The organism is Kitasatospora sp. NPDC034035 (assembly GCF_055575755.1).
In genome coordinates, this window is record NZ_JBVISA010000039.1 from 1 (window position 1) to 23,951 (window position 23,951).

General features: G+C 72.3%; 24 protein-coding genes and 1 pseudogene. 13 read left to right on the plus strand and 12 right to left on the minus strand.

Going from position 1 to position 23,951, the window contains the following annotated elements; genetic code table 11:
* Window positions 1–183 precede the first annotated feature (183 nt).
* Together ACZ52J_RS36315 and ACZ52J_RS36320 are read right to left on the minus strand one after the other, a co-directional pair.
* Complete coding sequence (locus ACZ52J_RS36315) at window positions 184–1,776, minus strand: alpha/beta fold hydrolase (protein ID WP_465624938.1); 1,593 nt, start codon at window positions 1,774–1,776, stop codon at window positions 184–186.
* The gene (locus ACZ52J_RS36320; protein ID WP_465624940.1) at window positions 1,773–3,131 is read right to left on the minus strand and encodes an alpha/beta fold hydrolase; all 1,359 of its coding nucleotides are present in this window, start codon (window positions 3,129–3,131) and stop codon (window positions 1,773–1,775) included. The genes ACZ52J_RS36315 and ACZ52J_RS36320 overlap by 4 nt, the downstream gene beginning before the upstream one ends.
* A gap of 640 nt (window positions 3,132–3,771) precedes the next feature.
* On the opposite strand from ACZ52J_RS36320, the gene ACZ52J_RS36325 reads away from it, so the two are divergent.
* On the plus strand, window positions 3,772–3,945 hold the full coding sequence (locus tag ACZ52J_RS36325; protein ID WP_465624942.1) for a hypothetical protein: 174 nt from the start codon (window positions 3,772–3,774) through the stop codon (window positions 3,943–3,945).
* Here the strand turns inward: ACZ52J_RS36325 and ACZ52J_RS36330 are convergent.
* From ACZ52J_RS36330 to ACZ52J_RS36340, 3 genes are all read right to left on the minus strand, one after another.
* Window positions 3,932–4,450 carry a DinB family protein gene (locus ACZ52J_RS36330; protein WP_465624944.1) on the minus strand — a complete coding sequence of 173 codons (519 nt, stop codon included), beginning with the start codon at window positions 4,448–4,450 and terminating at the stop codon, window positions 3,932–3,934. The genes ACZ52J_RS36325 and ACZ52J_RS36330 overlap by 14 nt on opposite strands.
* 159 nt (window positions 4,451–4,609) lie before the next feature.
* Window positions 4,610–5,275 (minus strand): TetR/AcrR family transcriptional regulator, encoded by a 666-nt coding sequence (locus ACZ52J_RS36335; protein ID WP_465624946.1) that lies wholly within the window; start codon window positions 5,273–5,275, stop codon window positions 4,610–4,612.
* Window positions 5,163–6,674: an MFS transporter gene (locus ACZ52J_RS36340; RefSeq protein ID WP_465624948.1), complete on the minus strand. Its 1,512-nt coding sequence runs from the start codon at window positions 6,672–6,674 to the stop codon at window positions 5,163–5,165. Before ACZ52J_RS36340 ends, ACZ52J_RS36335 begins: the two co-directional genes overlap by 113 nt.
* A 437-nt stretch (window positions 6,675–7,111) precedes the next feature.
* Here ACZ52J_RS36340 and ACZ52J_RS36345 point away from each other — a divergent pair, with 437 nt between their 5' ends.
* From ACZ52J_RS36345 to ACZ52J_RS36380, 8 genes are all read left to right on the plus strand, one after another.
* Window positions 7,112–7,885: a hypothetical protein gene (locus ACZ52J_RS36345; RefSeq protein ID WP_465624950.1), complete on the plus strand. Its 774-nt coding sequence runs from the start codon at window positions 7,112–7,114 to the stop codon at window positions 7,883–7,885.
* Window positions 7,886–8,290: 405 nt separating this feature from the next.
* On the plus strand, window positions 8,291–9,319 hold the full coding sequence (locus ACZ52J_RS36350; protein WP_465625063.1) for a beta-ketoacyl-ACP synthase III: 1,029 nt from the start codon (window positions 8,291–8,293) through the stop codon (window positions 9,317–9,319).
* 44 nt (window positions 9,320–9,363) lie between these two features.
* Complete coding sequence (locus ACZ52J_RS36355) at window positions 9,364–9,687, plus strand: acyl carrier protein (protein ID WP_360504850.1); 324 nt, start codon at window positions 9,364–9,366, stop codon at window positions 9,685–9,687.
* Between the two features lie 113 nt (window positions 9,688–9,800).
* Window positions 9,801–10,709 carry an alpha/beta fold hydrolase gene (locus tag ACZ52J_RS36360; protein WP_465624952.1) on the plus strand — a complete coding sequence of 303 codons (909 nt, stop codon included), beginning with the start codon at window positions 9,801–9,803 and terminating at the stop codon, window positions 10,707–10,709.
* Between the two features lie 58 nt (window positions 10,710–10,767).
* The gene (locus ACZ52J_RS36365) at window positions 10,768–11,760 is read left to right on the plus strand and encodes a beta-ketoacyl-ACP synthase 3 (protein ID WP_465624954.1); all 993 of its coding nucleotides are present in this window, start codon (window positions 10,768–10,770) and stop codon (window positions 11,758–11,760) included.
* Window positions 11,761–11,808: 48 nt separating this feature from the next.
* Window positions 11,809–12,042, plus strand: a complete 234-nt coding sequence (locus tag ACZ52J_RS36370; protein WP_465624955.1) for an acyl carrier protein — start codon at window positions 11,809–11,811, stop codon at window positions 12,040–12,042.
* Window positions 12,039–13,070, plus strand: coding sequence for an alpha/beta fold hydrolase (locus tag ACZ52J_RS36375; protein WP_465624956.1), 1,032 nt, complete (start codon window positions 12,039–12,041; stop codon window positions 13,068–13,070). Before ACZ52J_RS36370 ends, ACZ52J_RS36375 begins: the two co-directional genes overlap by 4 nt.
* Window positions 13,071–13,140: 70 nt before the next feature.
* The gene (locus tag ACZ52J_RS36380; RefSeq protein WP_465624958.1) at window positions 13,141–14,358 is read left to right on the plus strand and encodes a glycosyltransferase; all 1,218 of its coding nucleotides are present in this window, start codon (window positions 13,141–13,143) and stop codon (window positions 14,356–14,358) included.
* A 22-nt stretch (window positions 14,359–14,380) separates the two neighbouring features.
* Here the strand turns inward: ACZ52J_RS36380 and ACZ52J_RS36385 are convergent, their stop codons facing one another.
* The 3 genes from ACZ52J_RS36385 to ACZ52J_RS36395 all read right to left on the minus strand — a co-directional run bounded on the left by ACZ52J_RS36385 (window position 14,381) and on the right by ACZ52J_RS36395 (window position 17,003).
* Window positions 14,381–14,596 carry a hypothetical protein gene (locus ACZ52J_RS36385; RefSeq protein ID WP_465624960.1) on the minus strand — a complete coding sequence of 72 codons (216 nt, stop codon included), beginning with the start codon at window positions 14,594–14,596 and terminating at the stop codon, window positions 14,381–14,383.
* Window positions 14,597–14,877: 281 nt separating this feature from the next.
* Window positions 14,878–16,431: a DEAD/DEAH box helicase gene (locus ACZ52J_RS36390; protein WP_360504836.1), complete on the minus strand. Its 1,554-nt coding sequence runs from the start codon at window positions 16,429–16,431 to the stop codon at window positions 14,878–14,880.
* 368 nt (window positions 16,432–16,799) lie between these two features.
* Window positions 16,800–17,003: a cold-shock protein gene (locus ACZ52J_RS36395; protein ID WP_045694210.1), complete on the minus strand. Its 204-nt coding sequence runs from the start codon at window positions 17,001–17,003 to the stop codon at window positions 16,800–16,802.
* Window positions 17,004–17,543: 540 nt separating this feature from the next.
* Here ACZ52J_RS36395 and ACZ52J_RS36400 point away from each other — a divergent pair.
* Window positions 17,544–17,771 carry a hypothetical protein gene (locus tag ACZ52J_RS36400; protein WP_360504834.1) on the plus strand — a complete coding sequence of 76 codons (228 nt, stop codon included), beginning with the start codon at window positions 17,544–17,546 and terminating at the stop codon, window positions 17,769–17,771.
* 211 nt (window positions 17,772–17,982) lie between these two features.
* On the opposite strand, the gene ACZ52J_RS36405 is transcribed toward ACZ52J_RS36400, so the two are convergent.
* Window positions 17,983–18,228 carry a hypothetical protein gene (locus ACZ52J_RS36405; protein WP_465624963.1) on the minus strand — a complete coding sequence of 82 codons (246 nt, stop codon included), beginning with the start codon at window positions 18,226–18,228 and terminating at the stop codon, window positions 17,983–17,985.
* Window positions 18,225–19,018 (minus strand): annotated as a pseudogene (locus tag ACZ52J_RS36410) (inorganic phosphate transporter). The gene ACZ52J_RS36405 and the pseudogene ACZ52J_RS36410 overlap by 4 nt, the downstream one beginning before the upstream one ends.
* A 26-nt stretch (window positions 19,019–19,044) precedes the next feature.
* Here ACZ52J_RS36410 and ACZ52J_RS36415 point away from each other — a divergent pair.
* Window positions 19,045–20,496, plus strand: a complete 1,452-nt coding sequence (locus ACZ52J_RS36415; protein ID WP_465624965.1) for a histidine-type phosphatase — start codon at window positions 19,045–19,047, stop codon at window positions 20,494–20,496.
* A gap of 36 nt (window positions 20,497–20,532) precedes the next feature.
* Here the strand turns inward: ACZ52J_RS36415 and ACZ52J_RS36420 are convergent, their stop codons facing one another.
* Together ACZ52J_RS36420 and ACZ52J_RS36425 are read right to left on the minus strand one after the other, a co-directional pair.
* Window positions 20,533–21,075: a hypothetical protein gene (locus ACZ52J_RS36420; protein WP_465624967.1), complete on the minus strand. Its 543-nt coding sequence runs from the start codon at window positions 21,073–21,075 to the stop codon at window positions 20,533–20,535.
* A 158-nt stretch (window positions 21,076–21,233) separates the two neighbouring features.
* A complete protein-coding gene (locus ACZ52J_RS36425; protein ID WP_465624969.1) occupies window positions 21,234–21,629 on the minus strand; it encodes a cupin domain-containing protein in 396 nt (131 codons plus the stop codon).
* A gap of 52 nt (window positions 21,630–21,681) precedes the next feature.
* On the opposite strand from ACZ52J_RS36425, the gene ACZ52J_RS36430 reads away from it, so the two are divergent.
* Window positions 21,682–22,689: a GlxA family transcriptional regulator gene (locus ACZ52J_RS36430; protein ID WP_465624971.1), complete on the plus strand. Its 1,008-nt coding sequence runs from the start codon at window positions 21,682–21,684 to the stop codon at window positions 22,687–22,689.
* A gap of 259 nt (window positions 22,690–22,948) precedes the next feature.
* Window positions 22,949–23,857, plus strand: a complete 909-nt coding sequence (locus tag ACZ52J_RS36435; RefSeq protein ID WP_465624973.1) for a CehA/McbA family metallohydrolase — start codon at window positions 22,949–22,951, stop codon at window positions 23,855–23,857.
* The last annotated feature ends 94 nt before the right edge of the window (window positions 23,858–23,951 follow it).

Sequence of the window (23,951 nt, forward strand, 5' to 3'; positions counted from 1 at the left end):
GTCGCCAGAGCAAAAGAACCAAGGGGAAGAGGAGTGCCCCCCCCGTCGCCAGAAAAAACCCCGCAGGGCCGCACAGGGAGAAGACCTGCTTCCCGCCCCCCCCCCCCACGCGGGTCCCCCGCCGCCCGCCCGAACGGCGGGATCGATGGGTCGGGCTGCCCCGACGCCCCGATGACGCCCCGACTACGCCCCGATCTCGAACGCGGGCGGCTGGAGGCCTGCGAGGCATCCCGTGTCGGGGGCGGTCGGGGTGTCGAAGAACGAACGGGTGATCGACTGTGCGCACGGCGAGTCGGCGAAGACCACGTGGGCGACGTAGGGGACCGTGACCTCGGTGGACCGGCTCAGCGTGCTTGCGGCGTACGGCCCGCTGCTCGGTGCGGTCTGGGCGTCGAACCCGCCGGACAGGACGAGCGACGGAATGTCACTGTGCGTCACGTCCCGGATCGAGGCCGGTGCCGCGGGAACGTCCCAGGCGCGGCAGTCCGCGTGGAGGAAGGCGAGCAGCGGCGCGTTGGCCAGCACCGATTCGGGGAACGACGGGAACTCGCGCCGCCCGCCCTCGATCAACTCGGCCTGGCTCTCGAACGGCGTCCACTCGCTGCAGAAGATGCCGTACGCGAGCCCGTGGGAGGTCCTGCCGATGGCCTGCGGGCTGAGCTTGCCCCCGGCCCACTGTTCGGCGATCCGCTGCGGGTTGCCGTGGGCCAGCTCGTCGATGGAGCGGGGCACTCCGGCCGCCACGTGGGTGGCGGAGACCAGCCAGTTCACCAGGACTCCGCCGTCCAGCACGACCTCCACCGGGCCGGGTTGGCCCGGGACGGTGACGGTGGTGGTGACCGGCTGCGCTTCGAGTTCGCCGACGAGGCGCTCGAAGGTGGCCTTCAGGCCCGGGTAGCGGTCGTTGCAGGCGGCCTGTTGCTCGCAGGCCTTGAACAGGCCGTCGGTGCCCTCCCGGGCGGCTTTCCAGGTGACGGCCCCGCCCGCCAGGGACGGCGGCAGGACGCCGTCGATGCCGACCGACCGGATGCCTTCCGGGTGCAGGCGCATGTAGAGCAGGGCCAGGTCGGTGCCGTAGGAGATGCCGAACACGTTCCACTGGTCGATGCACAGCGCTTCGCGCAGGTCGGCGTAGTCGGCGGCGCTCTCGGTGCCGTTGTAGGCGCTGAGGTCGGCCCCGCGGCCCACCAGTTCGTCGCGGCAGGCCTGTGTCGCCTCGACGTGCAGGCGCCCGGTGGACGGCGCGCCGTAGACGAGGTTGAGGGCGCGCGCGTTGAACTCGTCGATGTTCGGGCAGGTGAGCTGCGGGTCGGCGGAGTAGGTTCCCCGCTGGGACATGAAGATCACGTCCCGGTCGCGGTTCAGGTTGCCGTTGAGCGCCAGCTGGATCTCGGAGACCGCGTCGTCGCCGGGCCCGCCGGCGAGCCACACGATCGGGTCGGGCGCCGGTCTCTTCGTGGCCGCGGGCACGATCTCGACGGCGAGGGTGATCGTCCGCCCGTCGTGCCGGGAGCGGTTCTCGGGCACCGTGAGCGTTCCGCAGCGGGGCCGCTTGACCGGGGGAGCCGGGTCCGCCGTCCGTGGGCAGGGGCCCGGCTGGAAGTGGGCGTGGCCCACCGTCCGGGCCACCGTGCCGAGGCGCTCCGTGGCGCCGGTGTCGGCCTGGGCGGGCACGACGGCGAGGCCGGTGACGAGGACGCCGGCCGTGGCGCCGGCCAGCGTGGCCAGGAGCCGTCGCGCGGTGCGCCGGTGGTGAGGTGGGCGGATGGACATCATGCGGTCTCCGGGTCCGGGGTGATGGTGAACGGTTTGGGGGAGAGCCCGGCCACGCAGCCGGTGTCGGGCGCGGTCGGATGCGTGAGGAAGGAGGCCAGGACGCTCTGCGCGCAGGGCGATTGGGGGACCACCCAGTGGCCGATGCCGGGGATCCGTACGGTGGTCGAGCGGGACAGCGTCCGAGCCGTGAACGGCCCCCAGCTCGCGCCGGTCTTCGAGTCGAAGGTTCCGGAGACGACGAGCGTCGGCACGTCGCTGACGGTGGCCACCCGCTGGATCGCGGTGCGGTCCGGGACGTCCCAGGCGCGGCACAGGTGGTGTTCGAAGGGAAGCTGCGGTGCCTGGGCCAGCACCCGGTCCGGCCACCCGGGGAAGGCCTGGCGCCCGGCCTCCAGCAGGTCGGACTCCGAAAAGCGCGGGACCCACTCGCTGCAGGCCACCGACTGCGTCAGGCCGTGGCCGAACTCGCCGATGGCGCCCACCGCGTCGGCGGCGCGGGCCCGCGCGAACCGCTCCGGGTTGCCGCGGGCGAGTTCGTCGAGCGCGGCGGGGGCGTCGACGGCCTTGACGGTGTTGGCGACCAGCAGGTTCACCATCGCGCCGCCGTCGAGGACGACCTCCACCGGGTCGCCCCCGCTCGGCGGCTGGGCCGTCAGTTTCAGGGGGTGCGCCTCCAGCCGCCGGACCTGCTCCGTCAGGGTGTCCGGGAGGTTCGGGTAGCGGCGCTCGCAGTCGGGCTGGGCCGCGCACGCCGCGAGGATCGCGCCGATCCCCTCCCGGGCGCTGTCCCAGGTCCACGGCAGGCTCACGATCTGCGGGGGCACGACCGAGTCGATCGCCACCGAGCGGATCCCCTCGGGGTGGAGGCGCAGGTAGGTGAGGGCCAGCTCGGTGCCGTAGGAGTACCCGTAGACGTTCCACCGGTCGATGCCCAGGGCCCTGCGCAGATCGGCGAAGTCCGCGGCGTTCTCGGTGGTGTTGTAGGCGCTGAGGTCGACGCCGTCGGCCGTCAGCCGGTCCCGGCACTCCTTCGCCGCGCCCACCAGGCGCCGCCCGGTCGACGGGGCGTCGTAGCGCAGCGCGACGGCTTCCACGGAGAACCGGTCGATCTCCGGGCAGGTGAGGGCCGGCTGCGCGTGGAGCGTCCCGCGCTGGGCCATGACGATCAGATCGCGGTCCCGGTTCACCCCGGCATCGATCAGGAAGGGGATGCTCCCGAACGCGTCGCCGCCGGGACCCCCCTCCATGAACACCACCGGGTCCTGGGCCGGCGTTGCCGACGTGGCCGGGATGATCGCCACGGCCAGCCGGATCGTCCGCCCGTGGTGACGGTGGTGGGTGCGGCTCTCCGGCACCTCCAGCAACCCGCACCGCCCGGGGACCGGCTCGGGTGTCTCCGGGCAGGGCCCGGACACGAAGTGCGCCCGAGCTCCCGGCCAGGGCTCACCGACGGGCGCCGACAGGGCACTGCTCGGCGTCGGCCCGACCGCACCCAGGAAGGCCAGACCGGCGGCGACCAGCGCCGCCCCCGTGCGCGCGCCCCGGGAGCGGCGCCCTGCGCACCGGTACCGTGTCCGCCTTCGTACGAACCCGCCGATCCCGCGAACGGACGGCAGGCAACCCGGACCGGTGTCCTGTTGAACCATGAGATCCCGTCTCTCCGACGTACCCGGCCGCCCCGTCCGGGACGCCGCCGCGGTGCCGCGCCCGCCGCCGCACGGTCCGGGCGGACACCGCACGGCCAGCCTGCGTTCGCGGACGGACGTCCACCACCCGTCGGCGCCACTCGGAGCAGCCCGGTCTCACCCCCGGCGCGGGCAGTGGGGTTCTGGTCGGCCGGAGGGGGCGGAACGGCCGCTATGCTGTCCGGCGATCTTCGGGCTGCATGACGGGATATCGGGGGAGATTCTCATGGGCGACCCCGTGAGGACGCGGTGGCGCCGAGTCCTGCTGACGGAGGCCGTGGTCCTGGCTGCCGCGGCCACTCTAGGCGCCGTGGCCATCCACCGGACGACCACCGGCAGACTCGACCACGGCACCGTATTCACCCAGGGCTCGGGACAACTCGCCGTCAAGCCCGACGAGTTGTTCTCGATCGAGGTATTCGCCTACCAGGGCGCGGGCGACATCTTGACCGGTCCCGGCAGGCCGGTGGCTATTCGCCGGTGACGCCGTCGGCGAGTTCTCGGACGATGTCCAGGTGGCCCGCGTGACGGGCGTACTCCTGCAGGACATGGAACAGGATCCAGCCCAGGGTGGGCCGCGCGGTGCCGTCGTCCGGGAAACGGCCGCCGGCCGCGGCGACGGTGGACAGCGGCGTACCCGACACGACGGCCCGGGTGTACTCGCCGCCCGAGTGCAGCGCGGCCATCAGGTCGGCGGCCGTCTCCTCCGGCGCGACGTACCAGCGGTCCGCCGGCCCGCGGTCGCCCCAGGGCGCCGCGACCTGCTCGCCCCGGAAGCCCCAGCGCAGCCAGCGCTGTTCCATGTGCACGAGGTGCTTCAGCAACTCGATCAGGGTCCACCCGGAAGGGAGCCGACTGACGCGCAGTTCCGCGTCGGACATGCCCTCGACCTTGGCGCCGACCACGGACCGGTAGTAGTCGAGATAGTCCAGCAGCAGCTCGCTGGGGTCGGAGAGTTGCTGGTCCGGCTCGGGCAGGGAGGAAGTCATGCCGCCGAGTCTGCCACGGCACGGACCGGCACCCGCAGGGCGGCCCGCTGACCGGTTCTCGCTGTTCTTCGAGGACCGGTCAGCAGCCGGTGACCCCACGGCACTTACGCAAGGTCACACTGACACGCCCCCGGCGGGGTCCGGCCGATCCCGTGGTGGTCAGCGGCCCGTCGGGGTCTCGCCGCAGAGCAGGGGTTGCAGGAGGGGGACGTACAGGTCGGCGACGTCGTCGGGGTCCAGTCGGGTGAGCCGGTCGGCTTGGACGGTCGCGTAGAGGGCGCCGAGGCCGAGCAGCACGCCGATGGCCATCTCCGCTCGCAGCGGGGCGTCCGGGCCGGGGAGGCGGGCGGCGAGGGCGTCGATGACCTGCGTGCGGAAGTTGGCTCGTGCCTGGCCGCCGAGCTCCAGGTGGTGGCGGGAGAAGGCGATGCGCAGGATCGGGTCGCGGGTCTGGCCGCGTTGGGTGGCGAGCAGGTGCAGGACCATGTGCCGGGCGAGGCGGTCCAGGGGGGCGTCGAAGAGGGCGGTGGCGTCGGCGTCGAAGGTGAAGACCTGGGTGAACAGGTGTTCCTTGGTGCCGTAGTACTTCATCACGAGCGCCGGGCTGACGCCCGCGTCGTCGGCGATGGCGGCGATGGTGGTGTCGGCATAGGCGTGGCGTGCGAAGGCGCGCCGGGCCGCGGCGAGGATGTCCGCGCGGCGGGCGTCGGCGTCACGCGGTCGTGCCGGCCGGTCCGGGGCGGGCGTCGGCGGCGGTGCCGGCGGGTTCTTGGAGGTCGTTCGCGGACGGGCGCTGCGCGGGGAGGCGGAGCTCGGGTCGGGCATCTTGTTCAGTCTCCTGGAGGGGGGACGGCGCGGGGCGCGGACGGCGCGGGATGAGGCAGGCGGCCGCGCAGGCCAGCAGCGCAACCGCGCCTGCCGCGGCGAACGCCAGGCGGTACCCGGACAGGGTCGGCGCCGCCACGGCCACGCCCGCCGTGTCGGCGAACAGGCGGGTGTGCTGGGCCAGCACGGTGGCGACCACCGCACTGCACAGGGCCTGCCCGATGGTGCGCATGAGGACGTTGAGGCCGTTCGCCGCGGCGGTCTGCTCCAGCGGCACCGCCCGCATGATCAGCATGGGCAGGGCGGAGTAGGCGAGCGCCGTGCCGACCGAGACCACGGCCGCGCCCGCGATGACCGCCCACAACTCCCGGCTGTCGGCGAAGCGCAGACCATAGCCGGCCGCGATGACCACCGTGCCCAGGGTGAGGGTGGCCTTGGCCCCGCGGGCGGCGGACAGGCGGGCGGACAGCGAAGCACACAGCACCATGATCACACCGCTGGGCAGCAGACATGCACCCGCCGCCGTCACCGAGAGCCCCAGGCCGTATCCGGTGGCCCGGGGCGCCTGGACCAGTTGCGCGGTGACGAGGGAGTTGGCGTAGAAGGAGAACCCGGCCAGCAACGCGGCCAGGTGCGGCAGCAGAACCGCCGGACGCGTCGCGAGCCGCACGTCCACCAGTGGCCGCGACGCGCGGCGCTGCTGGACGGTCCAGCCCGTCAGGATCAGCAGCGCCGCCCCCGACAGACCCAGCATCCGCCGACTGCCCCAGCCCCACTCACCCGCCTTCGACAACGCCAGCAGCAGAAACACCAGCCCCGCGCTCAGCCCGCACGCCCCGAGCAGGTCGAAGCGCCCCGGTGACCGGACGGGCTCCTCCCGCAGCAGCCGCCACGCCAGGGCGAGCACTCCCGTCGAGAGCAGGGTCATGGCCCAGAACATCGCGTGCCAGTCCGCGTACTGCACCAGCAGCGCGGCCAGCGGCAGGCCGAGAGCCGCGCCGATGCCCACCGTCGAACTCATCAGCGCCACCGAGGAACCCGTCCGCTGCGGCGGCAGCACACCCCGCAGGAAACTGATCGACAGTGGCACCACCGCCGCGCCCACACCCTGCAGCGCCCGCCCCACCAACAGCCACGGGAGGGTGGAGGCGAACGCGCACACCAGCGACCCGGCGGCGAGCGCCCCGAGCGCGAGCAGCAGCATCCGTCGCTTGCCGTACATGTCCCCGGCACGCCCCAGCAGGGGGGTGGCGACCGCGCCGGTCAGCAGCGTGAGCGTGACCACCCACCCGACATCGACCGGCGCCGCGCCGGTCAGCCGGGGCAGCTGCGGCAGCAGCGGCACGACCGCGGTCTGCACCAGCGTGGTGACGATGCCGCCGGCTGCCAGAACGGCCATGACGCCACGGTCGGCGGTCGGAGACGTCGACGGACGCGAATCAGTGGGCACGGCAGGACTCCCTGGCAGGTGAATGGCGTTCACCACCCTAGGTGAACGCCATTCACCTCGCAAGAGAGGTCGGCCGTCGCTACCTGCCACAGCGGCCCGCAGGCACCGAGCCGGCCGTCGACTGCTGCGCCCGTCGCGCTTCCGACGACGACGTCGCCGCCAGGCCCGAGCCCGCCGGCCCCACCACAGACGCCGAGGTCGAATCCCCCGGAAGCGATGGCCGTTCCGACCCGGCGATCGCAGACCGTGTCCCGGTTCCGGAGGCCGCACACAGTGGCCGAACACAGCGGCCTGCTGTCGCAGTTCTGTACCAGGGACGACCCGTTCGGTCAGGCAGGGTGGATCCGGGCTACCTTCTGGTGGAACGCGCTGACCAGGGGGATTGCGTGAAGAGATCGATCTGGGTGCGAACAGCGCTCGGCACGTTGCTGTTCGCCTGCCGGGCGTTCGCGTGCCTCGGGATCGTCGGGGTTCTTCTCTGGTGCGCCGTCCGGGCACTGTTCGACTGGAGCGGCCCGCAGCCGGCGGACGCCGCCGGGTTCGACCTGTACGTCGATGTCGCGCTGGCCTGGGCGGTCGGCATGGCGGTCGCCGGCCTCGTCGGGCCGACCGTCCGGCCGGGTCGCGGGAAGGCCAACTCCCTCGTCTGGCTGGTCTGGTGCGATCTGGGCATGCTGCTCGCGTTCCTGTGGCCGCTCCAGGCGCTGATCGTCGCCTTCCGCTTCGCGGTGACGGCGCGCGGACGGGCGCGGTGGCAGCGCGGCGGCGCCGTACTCGCCGGGTCCGCCCTCCTGGCCGCCGGGGCGACCTGGGGCCTCGCCTGCTACCAGGCCGATCAGCGCTGGGCGCCGCCCGACCCCTCCGACCAGGCCCTCGTCGGGACGTGGAGCGGCGTCGGTGGCAGGGTGTTGGAGCTGCTACCGGACGGCCGGTACCGCACCAATTTCATCGGCGAAGCCCCCTACCGGATCTCGGAGACACGACCGCCCGTCTACCTGTCAGGGCACTGGACGCGCACCGGGACAGCGGGCCGTGGCCAGGAGCAGAGCATCGTCCTGAACGGCTCCGAGACGATGGACGTGTACGGGGCCTCGTCCCCGAGCATGCTGTGCGAGCCCGAGGAACAGGACCCCTGCTACCTGTCCATGCAGCGGAAGTAGTCGCAGCGACCTCACCGAGCAGCCGTCACCAGTCCCGTCTCGTCGGCGATGACCACCAGCCGGACCCGGTCACCGGCGCCGCGCCCGGCGCAGCGGCATGCTGCACCACACCGGGGGTCCGTCTGGCTGCGCAGCGCCCGCCTGGGGGCGCAGCGACTGCCTGGCTGTGCAGCTCCTGCCTGGTTTCCTCGGCCGACGGGCTGTTGCCGCCGAGGCGGGCCCGGTCGCAACCCGGGTTCGGCCGTACGGAGTATCCGGCGCCCCCGGTTGTGTGAGCGCCGAGGCGAATCCGATTGATAGGGAGTGTCTCCGGCCCGGTCGGCGGGACACTCCTTGAGGCCTTGAGGTTTCCCACCCGTAGCGACGTTCATCCAGGGGGACGTGTTGTCAGCTTGCCCGGCCGCAGTGGTCATCGGGACGGGATCGCACCTGCCGTCACGGGTCGTCCGCAACACCGATGCGCCGTTGTCCCGTCTGGAGACCAGCGACGAGTGGATCCGGTCGAGGACCGGGATCGAGACCCGCCGTTGGGCCGAGCCGGGGGAGAGCACGGGGGACCTGGCGGTGCGGGCCGGTCAGCGGGCGCTGCGCAGCGCGGGTGTGGAGCGGGTGGACCTGGTGGTGGTGTCCACGACCACCCCCGATCACCATTCCCCGGCGACGGCGCCGTGGGTCGCGGCGCAGCTGGGCCTCGGTACGGTGCCGGCGTTCGACATCGCGGCGGCCTGTTCGGGTTTCGTCTACGCCGTCGCGGCCGGTGACGCGTGGATCAGGGCGGGCGCCGCGGAGACCGTGCTGCTGATCGGCGCGGAGACCCTGTCGACGATCACGGACATGTCGGACCGGGGGACGGCCGTCGTGTTCGCCGACGGGGCGGGGGCTGTCGTCCTGCGTCGCGGTACCGCCGACGAGGCCGGTGCGGTGCTGGCCACGCAGTTGGGCAGCGACGGCACGCAGAAGGATCTGGCGGTGATCGCCGCCGGCGGCTCCCGCCGGCCGGATGCCGGACCGGATGCCCGGCCGGATGCAGGGCAGGCAGTGGTGCAGGCAGCGGGGCACGACGCGCGGTGTCTGCGGATGCAGGGCCCGCAGATGTTCGCGCATGCGACGCGGCGCATGACGGAGGTGTCCCGGTCCCTGCTGGGGGCGGTCGGCTGGGAAGCGGAGGACGTCGAGGCGTTCATCGGGCACCAGGCGAACCAGCGCATCCTCGACAAGGTGGCCGACCTCGTCGGGATCCGCCCGCCCGGCCGGCTGGGGAACATCCGCGAGGTGGGAAACACCTCCTCCGCCTCGATCCCGCTCGTCATGGACGACGTGGTGCGCGAGAAGGCCGTCGGGGCCGGGGCCCGCACGCTGCTGACCGCCTTCGGGGGCGGCGCGGTGTGGGGCGCGGTGGCGATGACCTGGCCCGACATCCAACCGGTGTTCTGACACGGAATCCGACACAGAATCTGGCACAGAAGGAGAAGAGAACCATGGACATGCTCGATCAGCGACCGCTGGACTTCATCACCTCCTACCTGGCGCAGGCCTTCGGTGTGCCGCAGCAGGAACTGACCCCCGAGGCCAGCTTCTCCTGCCTCGCCCTGGACTCCATCGCCCAGGTGGAACTGTTCGTCACCCTCTCCGACCACTACGGCGTCCACCTGGACGACGCTCACGCCACCGGCAGCCTGACGCTGCAGGAGACCGCCGACCTGGTCGAAGCCGCGATCGCCGACTCGGGAGCCGCGACCGAGCGGACGGCCGCGGTCCCCGGCCCGGGAGCCGCCACGGAGCGGATGGCCGCGCGCGGCTGACCGGCTCGGGCAGGGCCGTCGCGGCCAGCACCGGTTCGCGGCCAGCACCGGTTCGCGTCCATTGCCGGTCCGTGTCCTGCACCGGTTCGCGTCCGTCACCGGTTGGAGAAACCATGAGCGAAGTGACCATCCGCAGGCTCACCCACGAAGGGCTGTCGTTCTCGTACCAGTTACTGCGGGCCGCCGACCCGTCGATCGCTCCGGTCCTCGCGATCGGGGGCGTGCTGCAAGGCATGAACGGCTGGTCCGTCCTGCGGCAGCACGTCCTTCCCTTCGCCGACCTGGTCTCCGTGGACCTCCCCGGTGCCGGCGACTCGACCCCGCTGCGCCCGGAGCAGGGGATGGAGACGATGTGCGAGGTCGTGGAGGCCCTGCTCGACGACCTCGGAGTGGCCCGCGTCAACCTCCTCGGCTACTCCTTCGGCGCCGCGGTCGCCCACCGCTGCGCACAGCGTCGCCCGGACCGGGTCGTCAGGCTCGCACTCGGAGGGGTGCCCGTGCGCATCAGCGACGAACTGACCGCCCTGTGGCGGCGCGGCGCGGAGCGGATGGCCGCCGACGACGCCGAGGGCCTGGTGGACGTCCTCATGGAGATGTTCCTGTGCCCGCAGGGGCGGGCGCCCATCCGTCAGCGGGACATCGTCCACCGACTGGTGCGGCGGATGACGTTGCGGGCCGTGAACAGCACGGCCCACGGATTCGCCACGATGGAGCGGTCGGTGCTGGAGAACCTCGACCCGACGGGCAGGCTGGACGGCGTCTCCACCCTCGTCTTCTGCGGGGAGCACGACACCATCAGCTCCGCCGCCGAGCAGCGCGACTTCGCGGCCACCATCGGCGACTGCCGGTTCGCCGTCATCCCCGAGGCCGACCACTGGGTCTTCATGGAACGGCGGTGGGAAGCGTCGGATCTGGTGATGCGCCACTTCACCGGCCGTCCCACCACGGCGCTGCCCTACCTACTCGAAGACGCGGCCCCGCTGCCCGCCCCGCAGGAGCGCGTGGCGGCGACGGCCGGCTGACCGGCGGCTTGTGACGACAGCGGCCCCGGCCGCCCAAGAAGGCTCTCCAGGAGGGGACTTGACGCACACCGTGCTATGCGGACTCGGCAGCTGGCTCCCGCCGACGGTAGTGGACAACAGCCAGGTCATGGCACCGCAGACGGCCGCCTTCGTGCACCGGCGCATCGGCATCGCCCAGCGCCGCCGGGTCACTCCGGGCACCGCCACCGTCCACCTCGCGGCGCAGGCGGGCCGCCGTGCCCTCGACTCGGCCGGCACGTCCGAGGTCGACGCGCTGATCCTCGCGACCACCACACCCGACCGGCTCTGCCCCGCCGGCGCCCCCGAGGTGGCGAGCCTGCTCGGCATGACCGGCATCGCGGCGTTCGACCTCAACGCCGGCTGCTCCGGATTCCTGTACGCATGCGAACTCGCCCGGGGCCTGATCAGCTCGGCGACCGCGCGCAGCGTGCTCGTCATCGGCGCGGAGAGCGCCTCGGCCATGGTCGATCCCCACGACCTCAACACCGCACCGCTGTTCGGCGACGGTGCGGGAGCCGCCGTCCTGCGCGCCGCCCGACCGGGGGAGTCACCGACCTTCGGCCCGACGGTGTGGGGCAGCGACGGCACCTTGGCGGACATCATCGCCATCCCCGCGGGCGGTGCCCGGCAACGCCTCCCCCTCGACGCCGGCGGCGAGCTCTACCTGCGCATGAGCGGAAGCCATGTGCTGAAACAGGCCGTGCGCCGCATGAGCGACGCGGTCCGCGCGGCGACCGCGGCCGCCGGATGGACCCTGGACGACATCGACGTCCTCGTCGCCCACCAGGCGAACGCCACCATCACCCACGCGGTCGCCGCCGACCTCGGCCTCCCCGCCGAGCGGATGCCGACCAACATCGAGACGGTCGGCAACACCGCCGCCGCGTCGGTGCCCCTGCTGCTGGCCCACGCGGCCGAGCAGGGCACGCTGAAACCGGACCAGCGCACCGTCCTGGTGTCCTTCGGCAGCGGCCTGACCTGGGCCGCCACCACCGCCACCTGGCCCCAGAACCTCACTCTTCACCCATGACAGGCCACCATGACACGCCACCCGGAAGGGCCCGGTCCCATGCAGGACATGCTCACCACCGTCATCCACGTCCTCACCCACAAGGCCGCCCTGCCTCCGGGGCCCGTCACCCCCGAGGCGACCCTCGCCGACGCGGGCGTCGACTCCATGGCCGTCGCCATCCTCGCCATGGTCCTGGAGGAGGACCACGGCCTGGTCATCACCGAATCCGACCTGTCCGCCACCTCCACCATCACCGAGCTGGCCGACTTCGTCGAACGCCACCAGAGGGCCACCGCATGACAGCCCCGCCCCGCACCGTCACCGTGCAGGACCATGCCATCCCGTGGCGCGGCACGACCTACCCCTGCCGGCTCGTCACCCCCTGCACCGCCGACCACGCGGTCCCGGTGCTGGTTCTCGGCGGCGGCCTTCAGGACCGTCACTCATGGGCCCGCCTGGAACGCCACCTCGCCGACCGCCACCCCCTGCTCATCCCCGACCTGCCGTCCGCCGGTCCGCCCGGCGGTGGGGCCGTCGGCCCGGACGGACGGCGCCACCCCGACCTCAGCTGGGACGACCTGACCGACGCCGCCCTCCGAGCCCCGGACCACCTCGGGATCGAGCGCTTCGCCACCCTCGGCGTCTCCTCCGGCTACCCCATCGCCTACCGACTCGCCCAGGACCACCCGGCCCGCGTCACCCACCTGATGATCTTCGGGGCCGCCCCGCGCCCCGGAGCCCGCCTCACCGCCCTGATCCATGAAGGCCTGCGCCGGGAAGCCGACTCCCGCCAAGGCCACCGCGACCGACACGTCGACCGACACGTCGACCGACACGGCGACCAAGCGGCGCTGCAAGGCCCGTGCGCCGGCCGGACGGCCCACCCCCGGACCCTCGCGGCCCCCGCCTCCCACCGGGAAGCCGCCGAACAACTGGTCGGCCTCCTGACGAACCCCCGGGCCGGTCGCCGCGTCCTCATGATCCGCGCGGCCGCCCGGGTCCTGCTCAACCAGCTGACCTCGTCCGCGCAGGACCCCCTCGTCCGCTACGTCCGCGACCGCGGCCACCTCCTCCTCGACGGCCTGCTCCCGCCCGGCGGAATCCGGCGCACACCCGCGCTGGTCGGCGTCGGCGAACACGACACCATCACCACCGTCGCGGACAACCGCGCCGTCGCCGGCACCATCACGGACGTGACCTTCGCCGTCATGGAGGACGCCGACCACCTCCTCCACATGGAACGCGACCGTGACTTCGCCGACCTCATCGGCCGGTTCCTCCACCAGCAGCCGCTCACCACCCCGGGCACCACCACCCTGCGCCTGTGACCACCCGCCCTACCGCCCCGCCCGCCTACCCCGTCCCGCCCGCCCCGCCTCCCGGAAGCACCAAGCCACCTTGAACCCCGCACCGGACAGCGCGACGCGCGTCCTCCTCGCCACCTGGGGCACGACCGGCGACATTGCCCCCTACACCGGCCTGGCCCTCGGGCTCAGGGACGCCGGCCACCACGTCACCGTCGCCACCTCCCGCCGCCACGCGCCCCGCTTCGCCGACCACGGCCTGCCCGTCCACACCATGCCGCTGGACCGTCAAGAAGCGCTGACGGCCCAGCGCAAGCCGTGGCGCGAACGGCTGCGCAACGGCCAGGACATCGCCACCACGGCGGCACGCACACTGCTGGAAGCCGCCGACAACGGGACCGACGTCCTCCTGGCGCACCCGCTGATGCACCCCCTGTGCGCGGTCATCGCCGACGCACTGCGGCTGCCGTGCCTCGGCGTCTACACCGTCTCGCACGCCATGATCCTTCCGCGACTGATGACCGCCCTGCCCTGGAGGCAGCACGCCGTCGCCGACACCGCCGTGAAGACGCTGCTCCACCCCATGTACGCGCCCGCCCTCACCCACCTGGCCGGCAGCCTCGGGACCCCGCCACGGCAGGCGACGGGCGTCCTGCGAACCCTGCGCCACCGGCCGGTCCTCTACGGGATCAGCGACGCCCTCCTGCCGCGGGGCTTCCGCCTGCCCCCGGGGCACGCCACCACCGGATACTGGCCGGCGGCACGCCCGCCCGGCTGGCAGCCCGACGCCCGGCTCCAGGACTTCCTCGACAGCGGGCCGGCCCCCGTCTACTTCGGCTTCGGCAGCATGAGCCGGATCGACAGCGAGCACCTCAGCCGCACCATCGTCAGCGCCACCAAGCGGCTGCGGATCCGTGCCGTCATCCAGTCCGGCTGGGCAGGGCTTCACGGAGACACGGACGATGTCCTCACCATCGGCGAATGCCCGCACGACTGGCTCTTCCCCCGGGTGCGCGCCGCCGTCCACCACGCCGGCCCCGGAACCACCCACGCCTCGCTCAACGCGGGCACCCTCACCCTGCCCGTCCCCGTCGGGCTGGACCAGCCCTACTGGGCCGCGCGCCTGACCGCCCTCGGCGCGGCACCCGCCGCCCTCCCCCTGCGCCACCTCACTACCGACCGCCTCACCGGGCTCCTGCAGCGATCCCTCCACCACCCGGGGTACCGCCACGCCACCGACCGGCTCGCGACCGGGATCCGACGTCACGACGGCATCCACAATGCGGTGACACACCTCGGGACGATCAGGTGATGGCCATGACACGCCACCGCCGCTAAACGCTCAACCGCCGCCAGAGCGGCAGCTCCAGGACACCCAGGTCATCCCAGACGCAGACCTCGAGGGTCGAAAGGTACCCACCGAACGCGAAGACCATCGCCTCCCCGAGGTAGCCACCGTCGACGGTCCGGATACTTCCGTCAGCAATGACCGGACTCTGCTCCGCCACCGGCCCGGCCGCCACGGCGTCCTCGTCCACGTGCAGATCCACCGTCGGACACCCGCACGTACATCCGGGCCTCATCCGCACGTGGGGTAGCTGTGCCCGGTACGCCCGGGCCACCTCGGTGTCCCCGGCCAACAGCAGGTCCAGGCTCCGACGCACATCCTCGCTGAGCGGTCCCCACACCTCTGGTGCCTCTTCTCCTGGCCGCCGGCCATCGGCCTTGCGGTGCCCCGTGGTTCCCCGCAGTCCCCCGTGGTTCCCCGCCCCCGTGGTCCCCCGCGTGCTGCGCGGGCCCGGTCCGTCCTGCGAACCGGGCCCGGCGGGTGCTACGCGGTGGGGGAGACGCGCCTGGGCGCCCGACGGCGGCCGGCGGAGCCCTGGCTGTCGCGGCCGGAGGCGGCCCGGGTGTCGCCGCTCGTGTGGGCGGGGCGGCCGCGGCGGCCGCGGCTCGCGGACGCGCTGCGGCGCGGCCGCTCGACGACAGGGTCGGCGATCACGGTGGGGATGCCGGTGGGCACGCGGGCGCCGGTGATGCGGGCCAGCTCCTCGTCGCCGGCGCTGACCCTGGTGGTGACGGGGGTGATGGCGGCCGTCGTCATCATGCGGGTCATCGCGCGGCGCTGGTTGGGCAGCACCAGGGTGACGACGGTGCCGGACTCGCCCGCCCGGGCGGTGCGGCCGCCCCGGTGGAGGTAGTCCTTGTGGTCGCTCGGCGGGTCCAGGTTGACGACCAGGTCGAGCCCGTCGACGTGGATGCCCCGGGCGGCGACGTTGGTCGCGATCAGAGCCGTGACCTGGCCGCTGTGGAACTGCTCCAGGGTGCGGGTGCGCTGGGGCTGGGACTTGCCGCCGTGCAGGGCCGCGGCCTTCACCCCGTTCGCGAGCAGGTCGTGCACCAGGCGGTCCGCGCCGTCCTTGGTGTCGGTGAACATGATCACCCGGCCGTCGCGGGACGCGATGTGGGCGATGGTGGCGTTCTTGTCGAAGTTCTGCACGTGGAGCACGTGGTGCTCCATGGTGCTGACCGCTCCCGCGGACGGGTCCACCGAGTGCGTGACCGGGTCCTTGAGGAAGCGCCGCACCAGGCGGTCGACGTTGCGGTCCAGGGTGGCCGAGAACAGCATCGTCTGGCAGCCTTCGGCGACCTGCTCGAGGAGCTCGGTGACCTGCGGCAGGAAGCCCATGTCGGCCATCTGGTCGGCCTCGTCGAGCACCGTGATGCCGACCCCGTCCAGCTGGCAGTCGCCGCGCTGGATCAGGTCCTTGAGCCGACCGGGGGTGGCCACCACGACCTCCGCCCCGCGGTTCAGCGCCTGTGCCTGGCGTCCGATGGACATCCCGCCGACCACGGTCGTCATCCGCAGGCGCACCGCGTGGGCGAAGGGGGTGAGGGCGGTGGTGACCTGCTGCGCGAGCTCGCGGGTGGGGACCAGCACCAGGGCCAGCGGGCGGCGCGGCTCGGCCTTCTGCCCGGCGGTGCGGGCCAGTACGGCGAGGCCGAACGCGATGGTCTTACCGGAGCCGGTCCGGCCCCGTCCGAGGACGTCGCGGCCGGACAGCGAGTTCGGCAGCGTCGCGGCCTGGATCGGGAACGGCGTGGTGACGCCCTGACGGGTCAGCACCGACAGCAGCGCCTTCGGCATGTCCAGTTCCTCGAAGGACTCGACGGCCGGCAGTGCCGGGGTGGTGCTCACCGGCATCTCGAACTCGCCCTGCAGGGAAGAGTCCTGACGGGTGCCGCGACCGAAGGAGCGACGGCCGCCGGAAGGCCGGTCGCCGTAGAACGAGCTGCCGCCGGAGCGGGAGCCCGAGGAGAAGCGGGAGCCGGCGCCGGAGCGGGAGTCGGCGTTCCGGTACGGGGAGCGACTGGAGCGATTCATGCGGGAAACCTTCCTCGGGGCGGCACGTCACGAGGAAGGCTCTGCGGCGCGGGGCGCCGGCGGAGACCGCAAGGGAACGGGCCGGAAATGTGACGGTCGGAGCGTGGACGGCAGAACCGTGCGGCACGTCACCTACGGTCGGCGCTCACCGCGGAGGGCGGGAGCAAGGGACCTCGAACCGTGAGATGTCACGGCAGGGCGCCGATCCGGACGCGGCGCTGTGCGTCTCGCGTGGGGATGGCCGCCGGTGGCGAAGCCAGAGGGCCTGAGCGGCCGGGGAATGCGCCGTGGCGCCATGCCGAGGGGCCCGCACCGGGCATTGCGCGGTGCGGGCCCCTCGCTGCTAGGCGGGTGCCATGGCAGAAAAATTACAGCGGACGAATGTTCTCCGCCTGCGGGCCCTTCTGGCCCTGCGTGACGTCGAACTCGACCTTCTGGCCCTCGAGCAGCTCACGGAAGCCATTGGCGTTGATGTTCGAGTAGTGGGCGAAGACGTCCGGGCCGCCACCCTCCTGCTCGATGAAGCCGAAGCCCTTTTCCGAGTTGAACCACTTCACGGTGCCATTAGCCATTAAAAATTCTCCTTCAGAGGCTGTCCGAAGCACGCACAGTGCGAACCTCGAGTCGCCGCGATGAGCACCCACCCGGCAAAAGCCGGGAAAGAAAAATGCGCCTGCAATATCAGCAGGCGCACACAAAGTTCATGGGAACCACTACTGCAACTGATTCGACTCTAGCAGGCCGCGGCCCGCCGTGGCGGACTATTTCATCCCTGGTTTCGCGGGGGCCGCCCCCGGGGTGCCGGCCCCGCGTCAGCGGGATCGCCAACAAGCCTGAAGGGAAAGCCAGTTGAGCGTCAAGACGCACCCCGTAGGCGCCGCCGGCTCCCGGGTAGTTCCCGCAGGCCCGCAGCGCCCGCCCGCCCGCGCGAGCCCCCCGGAGGCGACGCACCACCCCCACCGGCGCCTCCCCGGGGCGTACCGGGCGGCGTACGCGGCGTTCCACCCCGACCCGAACGTCCGGTCCGCTCCGCCCCGATTTTTCCGGTCCCACTCGAACTCGTTATACGCCGGAGGGGCCCAGGCTCCGCCTTCCGGCGCATACTGGGGGCAATGTCGAAATCTGCAGCAGTCCGCCGCCCCCTGCCCACCAGCCCCTTCAAGCCCAAGGTGGAGGCACCGCGCAAGCACTTCGCCGTCGGCGACCGGGTCACCCACGACCGGCACGGCCTCGGCCGGGTCATCGCCGTCGAAGACGACAGTGACATCGCGGTACTCGTCGACTTCGGATCACGGCAGGAGCGCATCACCCCGCCGTACAGCGAGATGTTCAAGCTCTGAGCCCGGGCACCCCCGGGGCCGGAGGCCGCGGGGGTCCACCAAGAGTCGCCAGTGGCCGTCCCGGTTCAGCCCGGTGCCGCCCCGGGCCGGTGTGCCATGCGCGCCGGGGGCGGGAGCGCGGGGCCGGGCGGGCGCCGACCTGTCCGGTGCCGGCCGGAGCTGTGGGCGGTGCCGACCACACCACGCACCGTGGCGAACCGGACGCGTGCGGTCAGCTGTGGTCGACGATGACGAAGATCCCCCAGCCGATCGCGGCGAGGACCACCGCGAAGCACACCGCGGCGACGGCGTAGCCCAGCGCCCCGGACGCGGGGCGTGACGCGCCGGCCTCGTCGGCCCCGACCGGCGGGCTGAGAGCGCGCACACCGATGGCGAACAGCGCGGGCAGGCCGGCGCCGGCGAGCAGCCCCACCACGATGATCTTCCACAGCGCGTCCAGGTCGATCCAGGAGTTCACCGGGTCACCTCGTCGACGGGAGGCTCCGGGACGACCGAGCCGGTCCACGCGGCGTTGACGTTCTCCGGAGTGACGGCCGGGTGGCGGGAGACGATGAAGAAGGCGACCGAGGCCAGCACCAGAACGGCGAAGACGACCACGACACCGCCGGTACCGCCGATCCCGTGGGCGACCCAGTAGGCCAGCGCCCCGACCAGTGCCGCGGCCGGGAGGGTGAGCAGCCAGGCCGCCACCATGCGGTGGGCGATGTTCCACCGCACCGCCGCGCCCGTCCTGCCGACCCCCGATCCGAGGATCGACCCGGTGGCGACGTGGTGGTGGAGAGCGAGTACCCGAAGTCGGTGGAGGAGAGGATGACCGCGGCCGAGGCCGACTCGCTGACCATCCCCTGCGGTGGTTCGATCTCCACCGGACCCTTGCCCAGCGCCCTGATGACCCGCCAGCCCCCGACGTACGTGCCCAGGGCGATGGCCGTGGCGCAGGAGGCGATCACCCACGTCGGGGACTTCGCCCCGGCGCCCAGCGTTCCGTTGGCGATCAGGGCCAGGGTGATGACGCCCATGGTCTTCTGCGCGTCGTTGGTGCCGTGGGCGAGCGAGACCATGCAGGCCGAGCCGATCTGACCGGTCCTGAAGCCCCGCGTGCGCGGGCCTTCGGCGACATCGCGGGTGAGGCGGTAGACCAGGTAGGTGCCGAGCGCGGCGACCGAGCCGGCGATCACCGGTGACAGGGCGGCCGGCGTACGGCATGTACCGCGAGGGCGAGCCGATCGGTCCAGCCTCGCACTCATCCTTGTCCACCAGGCGGACCTGCGGCGTGCACCGCGTCCACCTGATCCGGGAACAGGCCGGCAACGCCAACCACGGCGTGACGCCCGCCCGCAGGCGCGGGATGCCGTCCGACGGGGCCGGGCGCGCCGGGGCGCCCGGCGGGGTGGAGGATGGCGATGTGCGCACCACTCGTTCCGAGGGAGCCGGCGGCTTCGACCGGACCGGTGCTCCGTACGCCGGCCGCGACCTGTACGGCACGAAGGCCCCGTACGTGCCGCAGGAGAAGGCGGGCCGGTACCAGGAGCCGCCCAGGGGCTTCCGCCCGGTGTTCACCGAGAACGTCGCCCGGCACGGCTCCCGGGCCATGACGGACGGCACGGACGGCGAGGCGGTGCTCGCCCTGCTGCGGAGGGCGGGGCAACGGGGCGCCCTCTCCGGTCTCGGCGCGGAACTGGGCCCGCAGGTGCGCTCACTCCTCGATGCCGCCACGGCCCTCGGCTACGGCAACCTCTCCGCGTGCGGGGCGCAGGAGCACCGCCGGACCGCGCAGCGCATGGAGCAGCGCCTGCCGGCACTGTTCGAGAGGATCGCCGCCGAGCGCGAGCCCATCGTCGTCGAGACGTCGGGCGTGGCACGCGCCGTGGCCAGTGCCCAGGCCTTCGCCGGCGGTCTGGCCTCCGGTGCTCCGGCGCTGGCGGGCCTGATCGGGGCCCCGGTCACCGCCAAGGACCTGCTGTACTTCCACCGGCAGCCGCAGAACGCCGACTACCAGGCCTACTTGGCGGGCGACCCGGACCTGGCCGCGGTCCTCGCGCGGATCGACGACGACCCGCGTACCGCCGAAGCGGCCCACCACGTCGTCGCGTGCCTGTTCCGCGCCGACTTCACGGCCGCGCTGCCGGCCGCCGCGCAGGTCTCCTTCGCCCGCTCGCTGTACCAGCTCTACGCCACGGCGCCCGACCTGAGCGTCGAGGCGCCGGACGTCGACCTCGCCCGGTTCCTCGCCCCGCGCGACGCCCGGTGGTTCGCCTATCTGGACGACGCCGAGGAGTTCTACCGGAAGGGCCCGGCCTTCCGCGGCCGCGCGATCACCTACACGATGGCCGGCGTCCTCCTCGACGACCTCCTCGCCCAGGCCGGGGCGAAGGCGGACGGCTCCAGCGACAAGGGCGCCGCCCTGCGCTTCACCCACGCCGAGGAGATCGAGCCCCTCGCCGTCCTCCTGGGCCTGCCCGGCAGCACCTGTCCCGCCGGGCCCGGGGAGCCGTACTCCTACCGGGACAACCCGTGGCGCGGCGCCCGGGTCGCACCGATGGCCGCGAACATCCAGTGGGACCTGTACGCGAACGCGCCCTCCGACGGCGGGCGGGCCACCCACCTCGTCCGGATGCTCTACAACGAGCAGGAGACCGCCTTCAAACCCTCTTGCAGGCCCGTCAGCCGGGGCAGCCACTTCTACGACCTCGACGAGCTCGAGCGCCGCCTCGGCCACGGCTGACCGCGCTGCGGCGCACCGGTCGCGAGGCGCTGCGCGTCAGGCCTGGTCCAGCTTGGACAGGGCGTCGGCGATCAGCTGGGTGGCGAAGGTGTGGTCGTCCTTGCCGGAGATCCGGTTGATGTGCTCCGCGAGCAGGACGGTCACGGCTTCGAGGGGGTTCATCTCGGCAGCGGTCCACGGGCCGTACTGGGCGCGCCACAGGTTGGGGCTCAGGCCGGTGCCCGCGGCGAGGAGCAGCCCGGCCATGGTGGGGATGACCTCGGGGCGGAAGGTCCTGGGCATCATGCGCATCGTGGCCACCAGGGTGGGCACCGTGTACTCGACGATGTCCTCGTCGTGGTTCTCGAGGCTCCCCCGCAGCCAGTTCATGAACAGGTAGATGAGGGTGCACGTGCCGTCGAGGAGCTCGTTGAGCCCATCGGGGCCGAAGGACGCGGCGAACTGGTCGATCATCCGCTCCTGTTCGGCATCCGTCCCGGCCTTGCCGTCGTGGACGGCCTTGAGCCGGGAGTCGATCACCATGAGCGCGGCGCTCACGTCGCCGACGGAGGCGTATCGGGGGTCACAGGTCGAGGGCATGGGACTCCTTCTGGTGCGGCTACGGCACGTAGCGTGGCGCGTTCGCAGGGTAGTCCTTCGAGCCGTCCGGGGTCCGGCGAATCCTGAGAGCGGGTGATCCGGCGCCTGCGCTGGCAGTTCCCCATGGGGGCGGCCCGCAATCGGTACCGCCCGGGAGTTCAGGTGTCGAGGGTGTGTCCGGTCGTCGCGTCCACGTGGGCGGGGATCTCGTCGTGGCGGTCGCCCACGGTCGGTGTGCCGGTCGGCTCGAACATGAGGATCGCGGCGCCGGACGGGGCGGACGGCTTGTGCTCCGTACCTCGGGGGACGGTGAAGACCGCCCCCTGCGGCAGCACGACCGTGCGCTCGCCGTCGGGCTCACGCAAGGCGATGTGCAGTTCTCCGTCGAGGACCAGGAAGAACTCGTCGGTGGCGTCGTGGGCGTGCCAGACGTGCTCGCCTTCGACCTTGGCGATCCGGACGTCGTAGTCGTTGACGCGCGTGACGATGCGAGGGCTCCACAGAGCGTCGAAGGAGGCCAGGGCCGTGTGCAGGGGGATGGGCTGGTTGCTCATGGGCCCATCCTGGGCCACTCCGCCCGAGCGCCGTGAGTGCTAGGAATTGCACATGGCGAAAGAATCCTCGCATCGCGAACCCTCGCGTCGCGCTCACACGACGGGCGTCCACCGGGTGGTCGTGATCGTGGACGAGAACTCCAACCCCTTCGAACTCGGGTGCGCGACCGAGGTCTTCGGCCTGCGCCGACCGGAGATCGGGCGCGACCTGTACGACTTCAGGCTGTGTTCCCCCGAGCCCCGCACCCTGATGCGCGACGGGTTCTTCACCCTCACGGGAGTCGCGGGACTGGAAGCGGCCGATAGCGCGGACACCCTGATCGTCCCCAACCGTCCCGACCCCGAAGTGCCCCGCCGCCACGCGGTGCTGGAGGCCGTCCGACGGGCGCACGCACGCGGCGCCCGCCTGCTCGGCTTCTGCAGCGGGGCCTTCACCCTGGCCGAGGCCGGAGTCCTCGACGGGCGCCGGGCCACCGCGCACTGGCAGTGGGCGGACTCCTTCCGGGCCCGATTCCCTTCCGTCCACCTCGAAACCGACGTGCTGTTCGTGGACGACGGCGACATCCTCACCGCCGCGGGGAGCGCGGCCGCACTCGACCTCGGGCTGCACGTGGTCCGCCGCGACCACGGCGCGGAAGTCGCCAACTCCGTGAGCCGGCGGCTGGTCTTCGCGGCCCACCGGGACGGCGGACAGCGGCAGTTCGTGGAGCGGCCGATGCCCGACCTGCCGGACGAATCCCTCGCACCCGTCCTGGCCTGGGCGCAGGAAAGGCTGGACGCGCCCCTCACGGTGTCGGACCTGGCGGGTCGCGCGGCCGTCAGCCCGGCGACCCTGCACCGCCGCTTCCGGGCACAGCTGGGAACGACCCCGTTGACCTGGCTCACCGGGGAACGGCTCACCCTGGCATGCCGGCTGATCGAACGGGGCGAGAACCGCTTCGAGATCGTCGCCCGGCGCAGCGGCCTCGGCACCGCCGCCAACCTGCGCGCGCTGATGCGCCGCGAGACGGGCATCACCCCGTCGGCGTACAAGCGCCGGTTCGGGCCCGAGGCCGATTGACGGCCGGCCGGCGGCGTCGGCGGCGTCGGCTCCGGTCACCGGGCTGGCCTCGGCCCGCTCCAGGTCGAGACCGACGGGCCCGCAGAGGTCGGCGTGCAGGGACATCGGGAAGTGGGTGTCCAGCACCACCCTGGCCGTCCGGCCCAGACTACGGTGGTGCTACGTTCGCCCACGCAGTCGCAGTCGCAGTCGCAGTCGCAGGTCGCAGTCGACAGGTCGGCGGGGGTGGACGCCCCGACCACGCCGACGAGGGGGCAGCGTGACCGAATCGCCCTTCAATCAGCCGGGCCGCTTCTGGCGCGGAAATCTGCATGCGCATTCCGACAAGTCCGATGGCGCCCTGTCACCCGAGAAGACGGTGGCCCACTACCGCGAAGCCGGCTACGACTTTCTGGCGATCACCGACCACTTCCGCGCCAAGTACGGGTTTCCGCTGACAGACACCCGACCGCTACGAACCCCCGAGTTCACCACGCTGCTCGGCGCTGAGTTGCACGGCCCGAGCACTGAGTTCTCCTCGGAGTGGCATATTCTCGCGGTGGGGTTGCCGCTCGGCTTCCCTTCTCCGGGGCCCGGAGAGAGCGGCACGCAGCTGGCGCGCCGTGCACGAACCGCCGGCGCGTTCATCGGGATGGCACACCCTGCCGCATCGCTCCTCACTCTCTCCGACGCCGAGAGCCTGGACGCGGCACACGCAGTCGAGGTCTACAACGCGCTGTCCGCCTACGAGGACCGGGGCGACAGCTGGCACCTGACCGATGTGCTGCTCAGCCGCGGTCATAGACTGAGCGCCTACGCTGCGGACGACTCGCACTTCCAACCCGAGGATCCACCGGCCTGTGCAGCCTGGGTCCAGGTCCGCTCGGAGTCGCTCTGCCCGGAGGCACTCCTCACGGCACTCAAGGCAGGCCACTACTACTCGAGCACCGGGCCCGAGTTGTACGACATCCAGCTGAGCAACGACCAGATCGCCGTGGCATCTTCGCCGGTACGCAAGGTGCTGATCACCGGGAGCAAGCCTGGCAAGCAAGTTCTCGAAGGCACGGACCTCACGGACTGCTCGCTGCCTGTAGCGATGTTCGCGGGCGGGTACTGCCGGGTCACTGTCGAGGACGTGGCCGGGCGACGGGCCTGGAGCAACCCGATCCACCTGGGACCGCGAACGTAAAATCAGCACCCAGCTGGAGTTCAAAGGCGCCACGCGGATCAGCGACGACAAGGTGTCGCTGGACCTCGCGAGCACAGAGGGATAGCGACGATGC